Consider the following 19,026-nt stretch of genomic DNA (forward strand, 5'->3'; position numbering starts at 1 on the left):
ATACGTTGTAATACGCTGTAATACGTTGTAATACGTTGTAATACGTTGTAATACCTTGTGTTAAACGCAATTGAAATAGGGATTTAGTCAAACATGGAAAAGTGGTATTTACTAATGTGTAAACCCCGACAAGAAGAGCGTGTACACACTAACCTAAATAATCAAGGGGTTAGTTCCTTTTATCCCAAGCTCAGCACCGAAAAAATACTTAAAGGTCGTCGTACCCTTAAGCAAACAGCCTTATTTCCTAATTACTTATTCGTTTGTGTAGACTCAGAAAACGGCCCCTTTGCGGCGGTAAAAAATACCCGTGGCGTGGCTAGTTTTGTAAGATGTGGCGCTAAATACCAACCGGTACCCAATGCATTAATACACCAGCTTAAACAAGAACGTGCCGAGAGCAGCGAATCAAGATTACCCAAGACCGGTGAGGTAGTTGGGTTAACTAATGCATCATTTAATAACATAGACGCTATATACCAACAGCCCGACGGCGACATGCGCAGCATATTGTTAATCAACCTGCTTAATAGGCAAGTAACAATCAGCGTAGATAATAAAGACATAGCAGCTAACGGTTAAAAACCAAGTTGTTGGATGTTAAATGTTAGAAGTTAGAAGTCAGAGATCAAATTTTAGCGCCCTGAAACCCAGCCGCTAAAATTTTAAAAATAAAGCACGTTATCAGTACGTAGGAACTGCAACCTAGGGGCGGAAGCGTGTCTGGAAGACAAAGCTTCTAGGAAAAACATTAGAAAAAAAAAGGCATTAGCAAGATAAAGGCGCAACTAACAAAGCTCCTAATACCATGTAAACTCAGTAAGTAAGTAGTGATAAGTGAGTAGTGATAAGTGAGTAATGAATAGTGAGCAATAATAAGTAAACTAACTATTCAACAGCAAAACGCTTGATTGAGCAATAAATAGCTGGCTATTGGAATTGAAAGTAACCGAGTTATTGCATAGTTGTTGTATAGTTGTTGCATAGTTAGGCCAGCTTAAAATGAGCGATTAATTATTTTAATGGCTATAGCACCTAGAATGAACCTTTCCTTTTCACATTAATCATGTTTATAATTGCGCGAAAAATAAATAAATAGCCATCGAGTGTGATGGACAATTAAATAAAATAAAAAATATTGGGATTCTTCACAATGGCGTTACGCTGTAAATCACTCATTACCTCTCTCGTATTTTTCACGATGACAGGCTGTACCATCATACCCGGCAGCCATTTCCAAGGTATAGCATCAGGCGATCAAACAACAAATATTGAGCAAGAGCTTGAAAGAATCAATATTCAAATAATCGATTCAAGCTTAATTAATCAACAAAAACAAGCAAAGCCAAAAGTTAAAGCCCCATCAAGCCTAACCAGTATTGATACCAGCAACTACGAATATAAACTAGGGGTAGGTGACGTAGTAACGGTAGGGGTATGGGATCACCCAGAGCTTACCATACCTGCAGGTACCCAGCGTACGGCAGAGTTTGACGGTTTTAAAGTGCAAGCCGATGGCACGGTTACTTACGCCTATGCAGCTAATATCCCTGCAGCAGGGCGAACCATAAGCGAAATACGTAAAGACTTAATCGCCCGTTTAGCTCGCGTAATAGAAAACCCGCAAGTCGATGTGAAAATAGTCAGTTTTAAAAGCCAAAAAGCCTATGTAACAGGCGAAGTAACTAAGCCGGGTGTTTACCCAGTAACAGATATTCCGCTTACCTTAATTGACGCACTTAACCATGCGGGTGGCTTAACCGAACGTGCCGACTGGCGCACGGTTACCTTTACGCGCGGCAATAGCACCGAAGTCATTAAATTAAATGACTTTTATGCCAATGGCGATATTTCGCAAAATCGTTTATTACAGCATGGCGATATTGTGCATGTAAGCCGTGACGATACACAAAAAGTATTTGTACTCGGCGATGTTAAACGCGCAGGTACCGTTGACGTAACCCGTTATGGTTTAAATTTAGCACAAGCATTAACCGACACAGGTGGCTTAAACGAAAATACCGCCGATGCCAACGGTGTATTTGTATTACGTAAGCGTAACCTAGCAACCGATGGCGTTATTGCTGATGTATATCAATTGCATGCAAAAAACATTGCCTCACTGGTATTAGCCGAGCAATTTCAGCTACAGCCACACGATATTGTATATGTAACCTCAGCACCGCTGGCACGTTGGAACCGCGTTATCAGTTTATTACTACCGTCAATCGCCACATTAGACAGTGTTGACGATATAACGGCTAACTAAGGGTTAATTAAAATGTTTGATTCTGTGCTAGTCGTATGTGCCGGTAATATTTGCCGTAGCCCCACGGCCGAATATCTATTAAAAGAAAAATTGGCCGGCAAAAATATTAGCGTATCGTCGGCGGGCTTAACCGCCCTAGAAGGTAAACCGGCTGACAGCATGGCAAAGCAGCTTGCTCAAACTCACGGCATAAATATGGATAGCCACCAAGGCAGGCAGCTAAACTCGCAACTGGTGGCAGAAAATAGTGTTATTTTAGTAATGGAACAACGCCATTTAGACGACCTACACAGCCGGTACCCAGAGGCCCGTGGTAAAACATTTTTATTAGGCAAATGGCTTGGCGATAAAGAAATCCCCGATCCTTACCGTAAAAGTATCGAAGCGTTTGATCACGTTTACACATTAATCGACAGCGCCTGTAGCGCTTGGCAAAAGTATTTATAAGGAATAGCAGTTTAATGAATGCTCAGCCCCACAACATTGCAGCAAATAAGCAAAACACCAATCAACCAGTAGCAAACCAAGAAATCGACTTAATGGCGCTATTTGGCGCATTAATTGATCGCAAATATTTTATTATTGCTGTTACCACGTTATTTATGCTGGTAGGTATAATGATCGCGGTGTTTTCACCCCCGGTATACCAAGCCACCTCAATGATCCAAGTTGAAGAAACAGGCGGTTCGGTACCTGGCCTTGACGATATGGCCGGTATGTTCGAAAGCACCTCGGCAGCCATCACAGAAATCGAATTGTTAAAATCACGTTCGGTCATTGGCGAGGCAGTCGACAGCTTAAAGTTAGACATAGTGGCAGAGCCAAAATTATTCCCCTTTATCGGCGGTCGTGCATTTCGTAAATTTAACCCAACCCAAGCCAATGCATTAGCAGCGCCAAGCTTTGGCGCAAGTAGCTATGCGTGGGGCGGTGAAAAAATTAGCGTATTTAGGTTTGACGTACCCAATTACGCTATTGGCAGTGAATACATCCTAGTGGCGTTAGCCAATAATCAGCTAGCACTGCAAAACCCCAATGGCGAAACGGTACTAACTGGGCAAGTAGGGCAAGAGCTCAGTAATGGCATTATTCATTTAACCGTGCGTGAGCTTAACGCGCGCGCAGGCACAGAGTTTACCCTTATGCGCCGCAACCGCCTAAATACAGTGTTAGACCTACAAGCAGCAATAGGTGCCAACGAAAAAGGTAAAGACTCAGGCATCATAAATTTAAGCTTACAAAGCGCTGATGCCAACTATGCCGAAAAAGTGCTCAATAAAGTAGCGGCTATCTACGTGCAACGTAATGTAAAGCGCAACAGCGCCGAAGCGCAAAAGTCACTTGAGTTTTTAGAAGTACAACTGCCAGAAATTAAACAGCAATTAGAATCCGCTGAAGCGCGCTTTAACGACTACCAAATAAAACGCCAGTCAATCAATATAACCTTAGAAACCCAAGGCGTGCTTGAGCAAGTAGTAAAGCTTGAAACCCAATTACAAGAGCTAGAATTAAAGCGCTTAGAAATGAGCCGTAAATTTAAAAAAAATCACCCTACCTATCAAGGCTTACTTGAGCAAGTAGCCACCGTAAAACAGCAACGCAATACACTCGTGGCCGAAGTGGGTAAATTACCCAAAACTCAGCAAGAGCTATTACGCTTAAAGCGCGATATAGAAGTCAGTAACCAAATATACATGTTACTGCTCGGTAAAACCCAAGAGCTAGACATAGTGCGCGCCGGCACCGTAGGTAATGTGCGGGTAATCGACTTTGCCGAGGTTAACCGCTCAAAACCGGTTAAGCCTAAAAAAGCCCTTATTGTGGTAATGGCAACACTGTTAGGCGGCATGTTAGCGGTGGCTATTGTATTAGTGCAAAAAGCTATGCATAAAGGCGTTGAAGACCCAGCAGAGATCGAAGCCATTGGCCTACCTGTATATGCCAGTGTGCCGTACTCAGACTATCAAGATAAGCTTTCTGGCTTCTCCAAACTAAGTAAAGTAAGCAAAACAGGGAAGGCAGCTAAAGCCAATAAAGCAAAATCAATACTGGCACTCGATAACCCAGCCGACTTATCAATAGAGGCACTGCGTAGTTTACGCACCAGTTTACACTTTGCGATGATGGAAGCTAAAAATAACGTTATTGCTATATCAGGCCCAAGCCCAGGCGTTGGTAAATCGTTTATATCGGTAAACCTAGCCGCCGTACTGGCGCAAAGTGATAAAAAAGTGTTAATAGTTGATGCGGATATGCGCAAAGGCTACCTGCAAACTCAGTTTGGTTTAAAGTCGAAAAATGGCTTAAGTGATTACTTATCAGGCCGATTAACCTTAGCGGAAGTAACTGATGCAACCCCAGTAGCCGGGCTAAGTGTAGTTACGCGCGGGCAAATACCGCCTAATCCGTCAGAGCTACTTATGCATAGCAACTTTAGTCAATTTGTTACCGAGGTAAGCGCACTGTACGACTTAGTTATTATAGATACACCCCCTATTTTAGCAGTAACCGACCCAGCAATTGTTAGCGCACATGCAGGCACTACCTTACTGGTAACCCGCTTTGGCCAAAATCATTTACGCGAAATAGAGTTAACCCGTAACCGCTTTGAACAAAACGGCATTGACGTAAAAGGCGTGGTATTTAACGGCGTAGTTAAAAAAGCCAGTAATGCCTATGGGTATTATGGTTATGCTTACGAAAGTGATAAAAAATAGCAGGTATTTTGAGGGCCTATTGGCCGTTTTTAAATAAAACATCAAAAACAAGTAATTACAATCAGTTAACTAAAGTTGACTATCTCAATACAGAAAGAGCGTCTCAGGCATGTAGTATGCCTGAGACGCTCTTTTGCAAAAATACAAGCAAATGCTGGTTGTTTCTTGCTCACTTAGTAAGTTTGGGAACGTTTATATCGTCAAAAAACAAACGATAACTCACTCAAAACAGATTGTAAAATAGGTTAAATACCCCTAGCATATTATTCGGTAATTAGCTTTACCTTGCATCTTATACCTTTTAATTTAAAACTGATTTCAAAAATTTAACTTTTACGAAGCTCGAAGCTCAAAGCCCAAAGCTGAAACTAAATATAGAGAATACTAAATATGCACGATTCATTAACAGACCTAAAAATTGGCATTATAGGTTTAGGTTATGTGGGCCTGCCATTAGCAGTTGAGTTCGGTAAAAAATTCCCGGTATTAGGCTTTGATATTAACCAAGGCCGAATTGCACAACTACAATCAGGCCACGACTCTACACTTGAAGTGAGTGATGAAGAGCTTAAAGAGTCTCCAAACTTAAATTACTCTTTTACAGCATCAGACCTTGAAAGCTGTAACGTATATATTGTTACCGTACCCACCCCGATTGATGATCATAAACAACCTGATTTAACACCCCTTATTAAAGCCAGCGAAATGCTAGGTAAAGTGGTTAAAAAAGGCGATATTATTATTTATGAGTCAACCGTATATCCAGGTGCGACAGAAGAAACTTGTTTACCAGAAGTTGAAAGAGTTTCAGGGTTAATCTTTAATAAAGACTTTTTTGCGGGATACTCTCCAGAGCGAATCAACCCAGGCGATAAAGAACACCGTGTTACTAATATTTTAAAAGTAACCAGTGGATCAACCCCTGACATTGCTGAAGTAGTAGACCAACTATATAAGTCAGTAATTACCGCAGGTACACATAAAGCATCAAGTATAAAAGTGGCTGAAGCGGCAAAAGTGATTGAAAATACTCAGCGCGATGTCAACATTGCATTAATCAATGAACTGTCAATTATATTTAACAAATTAGACATCGATACATTAGAAGTATTAGAAGCCGCAGGCACTAAATGGAACTTCCTACCATTTCGACCAGGTTTGGTCGGTGGGCATTGTATTGGTGTTGATCCATACTACTTAACACATAAAGCGCAAAGCGTTGGTTACCACCCAGAAATGATTTTAGCCGGTCGCCGACTTAACGATGGTATGGCCAAACATGTGGTATCTGAACTAGTTAAAAAGATGCTTAAAAAACGCATTCAAGTTGATGGTGCTAATGTATTACTAATGGGCTTAACGTTTAAAGAAAATTGCCCCGATTTACGCAATACTAAAGTGGTCGATATTGTTAGTGAACTTAAAGAATACAATATTAACGTAGATATTGTAGACCCTTGGTGCTCAAACGAACAAGCACAACATGAATATGGTTTGTCCTTAACTCAATTAGATAAAGAAAACTACTATGATGGGATAATTATAGCGGTTGGTCATAATGAGTTTAAAGAGCTAGGCGCGGAAAGTATTCGTGCATTAGGGAAAAAATCTCACGTTATATATGACTTGAAATATATCCTTGATAAAGAGTCTGTTGATTTGCGCTTGTAACCATGTAGTTATCAATAGTGCTAGTACTAAATAATATATTAATAAATAGGAAGTTACATGAAAAATTTTGCAATGATAGGTGCGGCAGGTTATATAGCACCACGTCACATGAAAGCTATTAAAGAAACAGGCAATAATCTTGTCGCGGCATTAGATAAAAATGATTCAGTAGGCATTATAGATAGTTACTTTCCAGAAGCTGACTTTTTTACAGAGTATGAGCGATTTGATCGTCATATTGATTTATTAAAAAGAAAGGGTACTCAAATTGACTACTTAGCAATAGCTTCACCAAACTATCTTCATGACTCACATATTCGTTTTGCCTTACGTCATGATGCCCATGCAATTTGTGAAAAACCTTTGGTATTAAATCCGCACAACATTGATGCTTTACAAATCGTACAAGAAGAAACAGGTAAGCAAGTTTACAATATTCTTCAACTTAGATTACATCAAAGCATTATTGACCTTAAAGCTTATGTTGCAGATGAAATTGCTAAAAATCCTAACAAAGTTTTTGATGTTGACTTAACTTATTTAACAAGCCGTGGGCATTGGTACTTCACATCATGGAAAGGCGATGATAATAAATCTGGTGGTATCGCAACTAACATAGGTGTTCATTTTTATGACATGCTAGGTTGGGTTTTTGGTGATTTAGTTAAAAATGAAGCGCACTTAAAACAAGAAGATGCTAACGCTGGCTATTTAGAATTTAAACACGCTAAAGTCCGTTGGTTCTTGTCGGTAAATTATACTTATATTCCTGCTGATGTTAAAGCTGCAGGACAACGTACTTATCGTTCGATTACGGTTGATGGTAATGAAATTGAATTTTCAGGTGGTTTTACTGACCTTCATACCAAAAGCTATGACCATATCTTAACAGGTGGTGGCTTCGGTTTAGAAGAGGCACGTAAGAGCATTGAGATTGTTAGCTCAATTCGCAAGCAAGATATTGTGGTTAACCATTCTGATGTTCATCCGTTTGTATCAAAAGTGATTGGCTAATGACTAGTTACCATAAACACGAAAGCGCTATCGTAGATGATGGTGCTCAAATTGGATTAGATACTCATGTTTGGCATTTTGTACATGTTTGTAGTGGCGCAAAAATCGGTGCAGGCTGTTCACTCGGTCAAAATGTCTTTATCGGTAATAAAGTGACAATTGGCAATAACGTTAAGATTCAGAATAATGTGTCGGTTTACGACAACGTTCATCTTGAAGATGATGTTTTTTGTGGACCGAGCATGGTGTTCACTAATGTGTATAATCCACGTTCGTTCATCGAGCGAAAAACAGAATATCGTGACACGTTAGTTAAACGTGGCGTTACTCTTGGAGCAAACTGTACAATAGTCTGTGGTGTTACCCTAGGTGAATACGCATTAATTGGTGCAGGAGCTGTTATCAATAAAGATGTCAAACCGTTTGCGCTGTTGGTTGGCGTTCCGGGCAAACAAATTGGCTGGATAAGTAAATATGGCGAGCAACTTGATTTGCCTATTATTGGCTCGGCTGAAGCTACCTGTGAACACACGGGTGATAAATATCAACTTAATGACGGCGACTTAATACTCGTTTCATAACTTCTTTAAAGTGAACACAATGCAATTCATCGATTTAGCAGCGCAATATAGGCACTTGCAGACAAAAATAGACGCTAGAATAAAAACAGTTTTGGAGCATGGTAAATATATCATGGGTCCTGAAGTTCAAGAGTTAGAAGAAAGACTGTCTGATTATGTTGGTGTTAAGCATACCGTAAGTTGTGCTAATGGTACTGATGCGTTAACTTTAGCCTTAATGGTGTTAGGCGTAAAAGAAGGTGATGCAGTTTTTTGTCCGACGTTTACTTTTTTTGCAACAGCTGAAGCCATTGCCTTTGAAAAAGCGACACCTGTATTTGTTGACTCAAATGAAGCTACATTTAATATTTGCCCACAAGATTTAGAAAAGCAAATCAAAAAAGTTATTGCTGAAGGAGAGTTCACACCCAAAGCAATTATTGCGGTAGATTTATTTGGTTTGCCTGCAGATTACCCTGCAATACAAGCAATAGCTGATAGATATGACTTGAAAGTTATTGAAGACGCAGCACAAGGTTTCGGTGGTTCAATCACTAATGAGAACGGCAACGAACAAAAAGCGGGAGGCTTTGGTGATATCGCGACTACAAGCTTTTTCCCAGCGAAACCATTAGGCTGTTATGGTGATGGCGGTGCTGTTTTTACTAATAATGATGAATATGCAGAGTTATTAAAATCATACCGTGTACATGGTAAAGGACAAGATAAATACGATAACGTGCGAATAGGAATGAACAGTCGCTTAGATACCATTCAAGCAGCAATCTTATTAGAAAAACTAGCGGAGTTCCCAATAGAGCTAATTAAACGCAATAAGGCTGCAGCTAACTACGAAAAAGAATTAGCCGCTACCTATAAAACACCACAAGTACCAGCAGGATTCCTAAGTTCATGGGCGCAATATACCCTAGTAGATGAAAACCGTGATGCGGTGATGGCAAAATATAAAGAACAAGGTATGCCAACTGTTGTTTATTATGGTACCTGTATGCACCAGCAAACAGCATTTAAAGAGTTAGGTTACCAGAAAGGTGATTTTCCTATTGCTGAAAAGTTAGCAAAACAGGTGGTTAGTTTACCAATGCACCCTTATTTAAAATTACTAAGCTTAACTAAATAGCAATGAGCAAGCTTAATAAAAATAATTTTAATAAAAATGTATTAACTTTAATTACAGGATCTGTGATAGCTCAAGGGCTTCCCATTGCTTTAAGCCCAATTCTAACTCGTATTTATACTCCGGATGACTTCGGTGTTATTGCTTTGTACATGGCGATAACCATGATTTTTTCATCAATAGCAACAGGCCGATATGAACTTGCTATTATGTTGCCAAAAAAAGATTCTGATGCCCTTACTTTATTAATTATATCGGCTTTGATTTCTTTTTTTATAAGCTTATTATCATTATTAATAGTATTTATATTTAATCATGAGATAACTGTTTTTTTGGGCGTTCTAGAGCTTTCTCACTGGCTGTATTTTATACCCTTAAGTATTTTCTTATCGGGAATATATCAGGCAAGCATTTGTTGGTGCAGTAGAAATAAAGAGTTTAAGGACATTTCACAAAATAAGATTTTACAAAGTGGTAGCCTTGTTTCGGTTCAATTAATTTTTTCTAAACTGGGTTCTGCAGGGTTAGTCATAGGCTACATTATCTCTCAAGTAATATCGGTATTTATGTTGGTGAAGGTAATGTACAGTAAAAAAAAATCATCAAATACTAATAAAAAAATTAAAATGTATGCATTGGCTAAGCGCTATAAAAATTTTCCATTAGTTAATACATGGTCAGCCCTTTTAAATATAGCTTCTCTACAAGTTCCAGTGCTAATGTTAACCACTTTGTTCAATGCATCTACAACTGGTTTTTTTTCATTGTCGCAAAGAATTATACAAATGCCTATGTCCTTGATAGGTGTCTCTATAGGTCAGGTTTATTACCAAAGAGCTTCAAAAATAAAAAATGATAAAATAAAACTTAAGAAACTAACACTTGATTTGCATAATAAATTACTCTTGATAGGTATATTTCCTACATTAATAATATTATCATTCGGTGATGACCTTTTCGCTATAGTTTTCGGTGAAACCTGGAGGGTAGCAGGTGAATATGCCCAGTTGCTAAGTATATGGGTTTATTTTGTTTTTGTTAGCTCGCCATTGTCACATTTAATGACAATATATGAGAAGCATAAAGAGTCTGTGATTTTTAATGCTTTTCTTTTTGTTTCAAGAATTAGTAGCTTATTACTTGGTTGGTTGTTATTCAATGATCCTCATGTTGCTATAGGCTTATATGCTCTAGTGGGTACATTAGTATGGAGCTCTTTTGTATTTTATCTTATGAAAATTGCTGGTGTTAGTTATGCCGAAACAGCCAATCAATTATATAAATACCTAGCTGTAATTGCAGCTGCGGCATTACTAAATTTAATTTGAGTCTTATGGAATATAAAATAGCGTTACGAAATAATAAGGGAGGGGAGTGGACGGTTCATGACAATGTATCTGTTAAGGGCTACGCTTTTGATGATTTAGGTGGTTATTTTAATCTTGATAGGCTTGCGATTTTATTTGAAAACTGCTCGGATTTAGAACAGTTTAAGAAGCTTATTCATAGACTCAACGGATCTTTTTCTGTAGTTATAAAGACTAAGTTAGGAGTCTTGCTAGCGTCAGATATAACAAGAACTTTCCCTCTATTTTATACAAAACAAAATAATGCTTGGATTGTTAGTGATGATGCTAACTTTTTACAAGCAAAGTATTCTTTGAGAATATCCTCTGAGAAACGAGAATTATTTCAATGTACTGGTTATGTTACTGGTTGTAATACTCTCCTTGATTCTTTATATCAAGTACAAGCTGCTGAAGTTGTATTACTCAATAATGAGGTAGAATGTTATGAATATTGGACCTATGCAACCTCGAAAATAGTTAATAAACCTTTCTATAAGTTACAGAATTCGCTTTTGAATATTCTTGATGATGTAACTAAGAGGTTAGTAGAAAGTGTTGATGGAAGAACAGTGGTTATCCCTCTAAGTGGGGGATATGACTCAAGACTGATAGTAAGCCTTTTAAAAAAACATAAATATAATAGTGTAATTTGTTTTACATATGGGTCTAAAACAAGCTTTGAAAAAAAGATAGCTAGAAAAGTTGCCAGAAAACATAATGTTAAATTGATTGAAATTGATTATACGCCAGAATTTATTGATGAGAATCTAGATATAGCTGAATATATTGATTACATTAAATATGCATCAAACTATACATCCTTACCTCATATCCAAGACTTTCTCTCTGTGAAATATTTAGTTAAAAATGGTTTAGTTCCTACTGGCTCGATTTTTGTTCCGGGACACTCAGGGGATTTGTTTGCAGGAACTCATATTGCCTGTGAGAAAACAGCGACTAATAATCTAGATGCAGTCCAAGAAGCTATCAAAAGAAAACACTATTGCTTATCTGATACTACTGATCTAGAGATTACAATTGATTACTGTAATCCTGATTTTTTTTCGTATTCAAATACAGAAGCTTGGAGCTGGAAAGAAAGGCAAGCTAAATTTATAGTTAATTCATTAAAAGTTTACGAGTTTTTTGGGATGGAAGCTAGATTGCCATTATGGGATAAAGAACTAGCTGAATTTTTCAAAGAAATACCATTGGAATATAAGAACCACTCTCAGCATAATAAATATAATTTTTCAACTAATTTGTATGAAAACACCTTGTTCGAAATTTTTTATATCTATGGAGTTGGTTATAAAAAAACAAGTAACTTATTGGTATTACGCAAAGTACTCGATCGTTTTATTGGAATATTTAGTAATCAAGTTGATAGATTGAATAATTTTGATTATTTAATCTATCAACTTAATAGACACTTAAATATAGTAACAAAAGGGGATATAAACTCAGACCTAATAAAGATTGTTTTGTCGATACTAAAATAAAATTATCAGAATATCTCTGATTTAAACTTGAGAGTTAAAAATATAATATGGATCAAAATACAATCACAAACACTTCTAAATTAAAGGTTGTTGTAATTACTCAAGACTTATCAAAGATATTAAAACCTTTACATGATTTAAATCATAATATAATTGGAGTGATTGAATCCGCACCAAGAAATTATAATAAAAATATACTATTACGCTTCTATATTAATTTTATTAGATCTAATAAATGGATCAATAGAAATTATAAAAAAAGTATAGAAGGTTTCTGCGTTAGGAAAAAAATACCATATAGATTCATGACTGATGGTGGCGATGTCAATATTGAAGCTTGGCTTAAAACTTTAAATACTGACATTATTATTGTTTTCGGAATGTCACAGTTACTAAAAAGTAATGTTTTTTCTAGTCCAAAATTTGGGAGTATCAATTTACACCCTTCATTTCTTCCTGATTATAGGGGCCCTAACCCTGACTTTTGGCAATATATGAATTTAGAGATGAATCCCGGAGTAACTATTCACTTCATTGATAAAGGAGAGGATACAGGGGATATCATCTTGCAAGAGCGAAGTATTATACATTCTGGTATGAAATCCCCTGAACGTTTACAAAAACTAGTCGGACAGTTAGGTTTGGCATTAATAATAAAAACTTTAGAAAAAATTGAAGATGATTCAATCGTAAGAATAAAACAGCCGGAACATTCTCAAACTATGAGAGCAAGAAACTTGCACCTCGAAGAACATAATTCTCTCATAAATTGGGATGAATGGGATGTTAAAAGTATATGGCATGTTTTGAGGGGTACAGAAAGTTGGCTTAATGCCATTAAACAACCTCGAGGTTTATTTAAAGGCCAACGATGGGTGATCGGAAGTTATGAAAAGTGTGATATGGATGGAACAGTGCCAGGAAAAATATATCATAATAAGAAACAAAAATATGTAGCGGCAAAAAATGGTAAAATAACGCTGACAGTTTCCTTTAATATTAAAAAATTAATTTTAAGTTTGGTCAAATGAACAATAAAAGTAAGTACCGTGAGTTATGTAATATAGAGTCGACTATACCTTTATTTAGTCAAGATTGGTGGCTAGATGCAGTTTGTGGAGAAGATAGTTGGGATGTTTGTCTGGTTGAAAAAGGTCGGCAGATTGTCGCTACAATGCCATATTATATTGTCAAAAGAAATTTTTTTACCTTTTCAACCCAACCTAGTATGACGCAGACATTAGGTCCTTGGCTTAAGAATTTCGATGGAAAATATAGCAAAAAGCTTGCGCAGGAAAAAGACTTAATGCAAGAGTTAATAGCTCAATTACCAAGTTTTGATTATTTTAGCCAAAATTGGAATTATCAAAATACGAATTGGTTACCTTTCTATTGGAAAGGTTATAAACAAACTACGCGTTACACGTATGTAATTGATTTGCAATGTGGACTTGAAGACATATTCAAGAGTTTTGAATCATCAAAAAAGAAGAATATCAAAAAATCAGCAGAACTTGTAAATATTGTATATGATATTACATCCTCCGACTTTTATAATAATCATAAGCTCACCCTTTCTAAGCAAGGGGTTGATATAACTTACTCGTATGATTTGTTTAAAAAATTATATGATAGTGCCTATGAACGAAATAGTGGAAAAACTATCGCTGCTTACGACAAAGATGGTAATTTACATGCCGCATTATTTGTTGTTTGGGACGAGAACAGTGCATATGATTTAATAAGCACTATTGATCCTGAATATAGGACATATGGTGCAGCATCTCTTTTAATTAAAGAAATAATATCTTTTGTATCTGATAAAACAAAAAAATTCGATTTTGAAGGTTCTATGATAGAAAATGTTGAACGATCCTTTAGACAGTTTGGCGCAAAACAAGAAGCATATCATTCAATTAATAAATCAAATTCAAAAATAATCGATATGGCATTGTTTTTTAAATCTTTATTGGGATGAGTCGTGATAAAAATACATATGTCATCAATATTATTAGCAGAAAAAAATTATATTATTGATGTGATGTTTTCAGAGTTTTTTAACTTGGAATATGAAGTGATAATTGATGATAATCATGAGTATATTTCAATAACGTTAGATAATGAAGCTAGGTTGGTCGTTTGTTGTGAATTACTAAATATTGAAGATTACCTGTCTTCTCATCACTTACCTAAAGTGCGCTATGTAAAAAATAAATTTACACCAGAATGTGATATCCCCAATCTTTATGGAACAGGAAATGTTGAAGTATCTGATAGTGAAATTATTTGCAATATAGATATTTTTTCAAGTTGTTTTTTTATGCTTTCTAGAATGGAAGAAAAAAATTCAACGATAAAAGATAATCATAATCGCTTTCAAAGTAACAATTCGATAGCTTTTAAGTTTGGCTTTTTAGATCGGCCTATTGTAGATGAATATACCGAAATGCTGTGGAACATGCTTTCTTACCTCCAGCCCAGTTTAATTAGAAAACAACATAACTTTAAAAAATTTATTACATGTGATGTAGATTGGCCTTACGATCCTGTTAGAAGATCATTGAAAAAGTCTTTAAAAAAGTTTGTAGGAGATCTACTGAAACGGAAAGATATCATGTCTGCAGTCACAACATTGAAACTATATTTATATCATCAACTTGGTTTGAAACAAGGCGATATTTATAGAAGTTCAATTGATTGGATGATGGATGTGAATGAAAAAGTAGGAAATAAAATATCTTTTTATTTTATTTCCTTCGCAACAACCGAACTTGACTCAACTTTTGATCTAACGTCTAGTGACATGATTGAACTACTACAAAGTATTAGTGCTAGGGGGCATGAGATTGGTTTACACCCTGGGTATAACACCTTTCAGCATGAGAAAAACTTCAAAAAGAGTGTCGAGACTTTAAAGCATGCAATGGATATAGCTGGCATCAATCAGCAAAGTATAGGTGGCAGAATGCATTACTTAAGGTGGGATGCGTCTATAACAGCCAGTTTATGGGCTAAGAATGGGCTAGCATACGACTCAACATTAAGCTTTGCAGATTTAAGTGGTTTTAGGTGTGGGACTTGCCGCGAGTTTTCAATGTTTGATTTAAATGAAAAAAGTCACCTGCAACTTAAACAAAGGCCATTAATTAACATGGAGTGTACTGTAATTAGCCCCATGTATGAAGGGCTAGGATATTCTAATCAAGCTATGGAAAGGTTCAAGTACTTTATACGAAAAACATCACAATACAATGGGAACTACACCTTACTTTGGCATAATAGTCATTTTTCAAACGCCAAAGACAAACAATTTTATAAAGAGCTAATTAAATGAAAATATTAACTATTTTAGGTGCAAGACCACAATTTATAAAAGCAGGCACAGTTAGTCGTGCAATAGCCGAACGTATTGCTATTGAAGGTGAGATAATTAAAGAAGTAATTGTACATACTGGTCAGCATTATGATGAAAATATGAGTGATGTATTTTTTGATGAATTAAAAATACCAAAACCAGATTATAAATTAGACGCAGGTGGCAAAAGTCATGGTGCGATGACTGCTAGTATGATTGAAAAGCTAGAGTTAATTATGTTAGTTGAAAAACCAGACTGGGTAATGGTTTATGGTGATACTAACTCTACTTTAGCTGGTGCAATTGCTGCCTCTAAGCTACATATAAAAATTGCCCATGTTGAGGCTGGTTTGAGAAGCTTTAATATGAGAATGCCAGAGGAAATTAATAGAATCCTCACAGACAGAGTTAGCAATATCTTATTTTGCCCTACGCTCGGAGCTGTCGATAATCTAAATAAAGAAGGGGTGGTTAATTGGGGTAATAATACGAAAGTTGTTCTTTCTGGTGACGTAATGCAGGATGGAGCTAACTTTTATAGACAATTTTCGGTAAAACCTGAGTTAATAGAAATAGATAGTGACTTTATTTTATGTACTATCCACCGAGCTGAAAATACAGATTCATTAGAACGAATGGATGGTATTTTTTCTGCTTTGAGAGAAATTTCAAAAACTAAACAGGTGATTATGCCTCTTCACCCAAGAACCAAAAAGGTTTTAGATTCTAATGATGTAGATACTGCAGGTATCACTTTTACTGAGCCTGTAGGATATTTAAAAATGGTGTGGTTAATTGAGAATTCTGATTTAGTTATAACTGATAGCGGAGGATTACAAAAAGAAGCATACTTTTTTGATAAGCCCTGTATTACTCTCCGAGATGAAACTGAATGGGTAGAGTTGGTCGATTCAGGTGCCAACAAGCTAGTAGGTACTGACTGTACAAAAATCATTAACGCTTTTAACTTTTTTAACGGGTATAGTTTTGAAGGTGACAACAATTTGTATGGGCAAGGCAATACTAGTAAAATAATTATTGATGAAATGTTAGGTACTTTAAATGTATGAATCACTTTCATATTTTGCTTTATTAAATATAGAGAAATCACCTGGTGTAGATCAGAAAATTGATAATTTAGTGAAAGCTGCAATAGATATAGACATAAATGCACAAAAAAAAATATTTCCTGTTTCTCTAATTGGAATATTCAACTTTATTCGAAGTATAGTATCTTGTCGCTCTGAAATTATTTATATTCGCTTCTCGGACTTTTTATTTCCTTTTATTTTTTTATTTCTTTGTTACTTAAGAGTAAAAGGGAAGAAAGTGATCGTAGATGTACCCACTCCTCGAATTATTTGCATAAAAGAAATGGAAGTTAATATAAAAAAACCATTTTTCAAACTATTAAGGAAGACGTTATCCTATATTTCTTCTAGTTGGGTTTTATTTCCTTCAAATTTAATCATTCAATATGCGGATGAGCACCTATGGTTCTCTTATGGTACTAGGAAAAAGACCCTAAAAATGGGGAATGGTATTTTAATAGATAATAATATACCTTTGGCCAATAAGGAAGGAGTTCAAAATTCTATAAATATGATTGCTGTAGCACAACTAGCTGACTGGCATGGTTACGACAGATTAATTCAAGCTATGGCGATAGTAAGTGGAACTAGTAGTATTAATTATAACCTTACAGTTGTTGGGGAAGGTGAGTCACTTTATAAGCTAAAAGAATTAACTAATAGCTTAAAACTAAAAAATATTATTTTTACAGGCCGTTTAGTAGGTGATGATTTAAATAATGCTTTTGAAAATAAACACGTAGGCATCGCTAGTTTGGGGCTATATAGAATAGGATTACATGAGGCCTCGGTGCTAAAAACACGCGAATATATGGCTAGAGGTCTGCCTGTAATAACAGCTGGAAATGATCCTGACTTTCCTAGCGATTGTGGATTTCGCTTTAGTGTAAGTAATTCTTCAGAAATAGATTCTTTAGTTTGTTGCCTGAAAAGCTTACCGCTAAAATTAAGAGATTTATCACAAAGTGATATTCGGAGTTATGCAAAGGTAAACCTTTCAATTGAGTCTAAACTAAAAGTCATTCTCGAGGCGCTGTAGTGAATATAGGCTTATTTTCATTAACGTTAATTACTTTTATTTTAATAATTCATTACTTTGGAAAAAAGTCAATTGTTTCATTAAATTTTAATTTTTGGTCATTACTTTTTTATAAAGAAATGTTCTTTATCATACCTTCTATATTTTTTATATCAATTTATGGAGTTGAAAGCTTTAGAACATTCGTCCTAGCTAAGCCTGAAATGGAAAATATTACGTCTTGGGTTGTTCTTTACTGTGTAATGTCATTTATTACTTGTATGATATTTTTTAGTTTCATTGGTATCACAAATACAAGATTTGTAGCTGAACCTTCAAGTTTCACTTTGAATGATCGTAGAGATATAGTCATTTTTGGGTCTTCTGCTATGTTTACTGCGGTGACTTTATTATTAATTGCCATTCTTTTTCTTAATTATAAACATGCGTTCATTTATACCATTTTTTCAAGTGATAATTTAATTAAAGTGAGGCTTGAAAATACATACTATTCTATGTTGCCATCACAGGCATCTTATTTAATATCAATATCAACGTTTATTTCTACTATTTTTTCCGTGTATTTATTTAAAATAAACAATAAAAAATTAGGCTATATCACACTCATTATTTCTCTATTCTTAGCCACATCGGAGGGGTCTAAAGGAGACATAATGAATTTAGCTGTTGTTACATTTGTGGCCTATTTTTATTTTTTCAAGCCAAAGGTTAATCTGCTCAAGTTATTAGTCGTATTTGTTTTTTTTATTTCCTTATCTTCCGTATTACTTTTTCATGTTGTATCTTTACAAGTGCCTGATTTAAGTGTTGAACGATTCTTCTTATATTTAGTTGAGAGGATTGGTGTTGATCAAATGGCAGGTACATATGAAACCTTTTCAGCTGAACTATACTCTCCTAAATATGCTTGGCATGCAGTACCTTTTTCACACTTTTTTGTTGATTACAATATCTTTTCAAAAGATCTTATGTTGTTATCTGAAGGTGGTACACACACATCTGTTGGGGTTAAGAATAGTTTGTTTATATCTGAAGCCTTCGGAATGGGAAGTTGGGAATTAGCTATAGTTTCACCGTTTATTTTTTCTTTTGGATATGTCATCAAACTGTTGATAATTTATTCCACCTTGACAATACTTTTCTCAAAATCCGTATCACAGACTTTTACACTTCCATTGTTGTTTACAACAACTAAGTTAACTGGTGATTTTTCATCCGTTGTACTTCAAAAAGGTACTATTTTATTATTGGTTGTTTTCGTTGTTATTTATCTGGTTAGTTTATTGCTTAATTTTTTTATAAAAAATTATAGCTCTTAGCT

At 35.8% G+C, this 19,026-nt stretch carries 16 protein-coding genes; all 16 read left to right on the forward strand.

Annotated elements, in window-relative coordinates; genetic code table 11:
• Positions 1–93 precede the first annotated feature (93 nt).
• Positions 94–582 carry a transcription/translation regulatory transformer protein RfaH gene (gene rfaH / locus H4J41_RS01650; RefSeq protein WP_182136482.1) on the forward strand — a complete coding sequence of 163 codons (489 nt, stop codon included), beginning with the start codon at positions 94–96 and terminating at the stop codon, positions 580–582.
• A gap of 571 nt (positions 583–1,153) precedes the next feature.
• Positions 1,154–2,269: a polysaccharide export protein gene (locus H4J41_RS01655; RefSeq protein WP_182136481.1), complete on the forward strand. Its 1,116-nt coding sequence runs from the start codon at positions 1,154–1,156 to the stop codon at positions 2,267–2,269.
• Between the two features lie 12 nt (positions 2,270–2,281).
• A complete protein-coding gene (locus tag H4J41_RS01660) occupies positions 2,282–2,716 on the forward strand; it encodes a low molecular weight protein-tyrosine-phosphatase (protein ID WP_182136480.1) in 435 nt (144 codons plus the stop codon).
• Positions 2,717–2,730: 14 nt separating this feature from the next.
• Positions 2,731–4,986 (forward strand): polysaccharide biosynthesis tyrosine autokinase, encoded by a 2,256-nt coding sequence (locus tag H4J41_RS01665; RefSeq protein WP_182136479.1) that lies wholly within the window; start codon positions 2,731–2,733, stop codon positions 4,984–4,986.
• 390 nt (positions 4,987–5,376) lie between these two features.
• Positions 5,377–6,657, forward strand: coding sequence for a Vi polysaccharide biosynthesis UDP-N-acetylglucosamine C-6 dehydrogenase TviB (gene tviB, locus H4J41_RS01670; RefSeq protein ID WP_182136478.1), 1,281 nt, complete (start codon positions 5,377–5,379; stop codon positions 6,655–6,657).
• A 57-nt stretch (positions 6,658–6,714) separates the two neighbouring features.
• Complete coding sequence (locus tag H4J41_RS01675; RefSeq protein WP_182136477.1) at positions 6,715–7,671, forward strand: Gfo/Idh/MocA family protein; 957 nt, start codon at positions 6,715–6,717, stop codon at positions 7,669–7,671.
• A complete protein-coding gene (locus tag H4J41_RS01680) occupies positions 7,671–8,252 on the forward strand; it encodes an acyltransferase (protein ID WP_182136476.1) in 582 nt (193 codons plus the stop codon). Before H4J41_RS01675 ends, H4J41_RS01680 begins: the two co-directional genes overlap by 1 nt.
• Positions 8,253–8,271: 19 nt before the next feature.
• Positions 8,272–9,372 (forward strand): DegT/DnrJ/EryC1/StrS aminotransferase family protein, encoded by a 1,101-nt coding sequence (locus H4J41_RS01685; RefSeq protein ID WP_182136475.1) that lies wholly within the window; start codon positions 8,272–8,274, stop codon positions 9,370–9,372.
• 2 nt (positions 9,373–9,374) lie between these two features.
• Positions 9,375–10,697 (forward strand): lipopolysaccharide biosynthesis protein, encoded by a 1,323-nt coding sequence (locus tag H4J41_RS01690; protein ID WP_182136474.1) that lies wholly within the window; start codon positions 9,375–9,377, stop codon positions 10,695–10,697.
• A 5-nt stretch (positions 10,698–10,702) separates the two neighbouring features.
• Complete coding sequence (locus H4J41_RS01695) at positions 10,703–12,220, forward strand: asparagine synthase C-terminal domain-containing protein (protein WP_182136473.1); 1,518 nt, start codon at positions 10,703–10,705, stop codon at positions 12,218–12,220.
• 47 nt (positions 12,221–12,267) lie between these two features.
• Positions 12,268–13,251 (forward strand): methionyl-tRNA formyltransferase, encoded by a 984-nt coding sequence (locus H4J41_RS01700; RefSeq protein WP_182136472.1) that lies wholly within the window; start codon positions 12,268–12,270, stop codon positions 13,249–13,251.
• The gene (locus H4J41_RS01705; protein ID WP_182136471.1) at positions 13,248–14,198 is read left to right on the forward strand and encodes a GNAT family N-acetyltransferase; all 951 of its coding nucleotides are present in this window, start codon (positions 13,248–13,250) and stop codon (positions 14,196–14,198) included. The genes H4J41_RS01700 and H4J41_RS01705 overlap by 4 nt, the downstream gene beginning before the upstream one ends.
• A 3-nt stretch (positions 14,199–14,201) precedes the next feature.
• Complete coding sequence (locus H4J41_RS01710) at positions 14,202–15,554, forward strand: polysaccharide deacetylase family protein (RefSeq protein ID WP_182136470.1); 1,353 nt, start codon at positions 14,202–14,204, stop codon at positions 15,552–15,554.
• On the forward strand, positions 15,551–16,645 hold the full coding sequence (gene wecB, locus H4J41_RS01715) for a non-hydrolyzing UDP-N-acetylglucosamine 2-epimerase (protein ID WP_182136469.1): 1,095 nt from the start codon (positions 15,551–15,553) through the stop codon (positions 16,643–16,645). Before H4J41_RS01710 ends, wecB begins: the two co-directional genes overlap by 4 nt.
• The gene (locus tag H4J41_RS01720) at positions 16,638–17,705 is read left to right on the forward strand and encodes a glycosyltransferase (protein WP_182136468.1); all 1,068 of its coding nucleotides are present in this window, start codon (positions 16,638–16,640) and stop codon (positions 17,703–17,705) included. Before wecB ends, H4J41_RS01720 begins: the two co-directional genes overlap by 8 nt.
• Complete coding sequence (locus H4J41_RS01725) at positions 17,705–19,024, forward strand: hypothetical protein (protein WP_182136467.1); 1,320 nt, start codon at positions 17,705–17,707, stop codon at positions 19,022–19,024. Before H4J41_RS01720 ends, H4J41_RS01725 begins: the two co-directional genes overlap by 1 nt.
• The last annotated feature ends 2 nt before the right edge of the window (positions 19,025–19,026 follow it).

It is taken from the genome of Colwellia sp. MB3u-45 (assembly GCF_014077005.1).
Taxonomy (GTDB): Bacteria; Pseudomonadota; Gammaproteobacteria; order Enterobacterales; family Alteromonadaceae; genus Cognaticolwellia.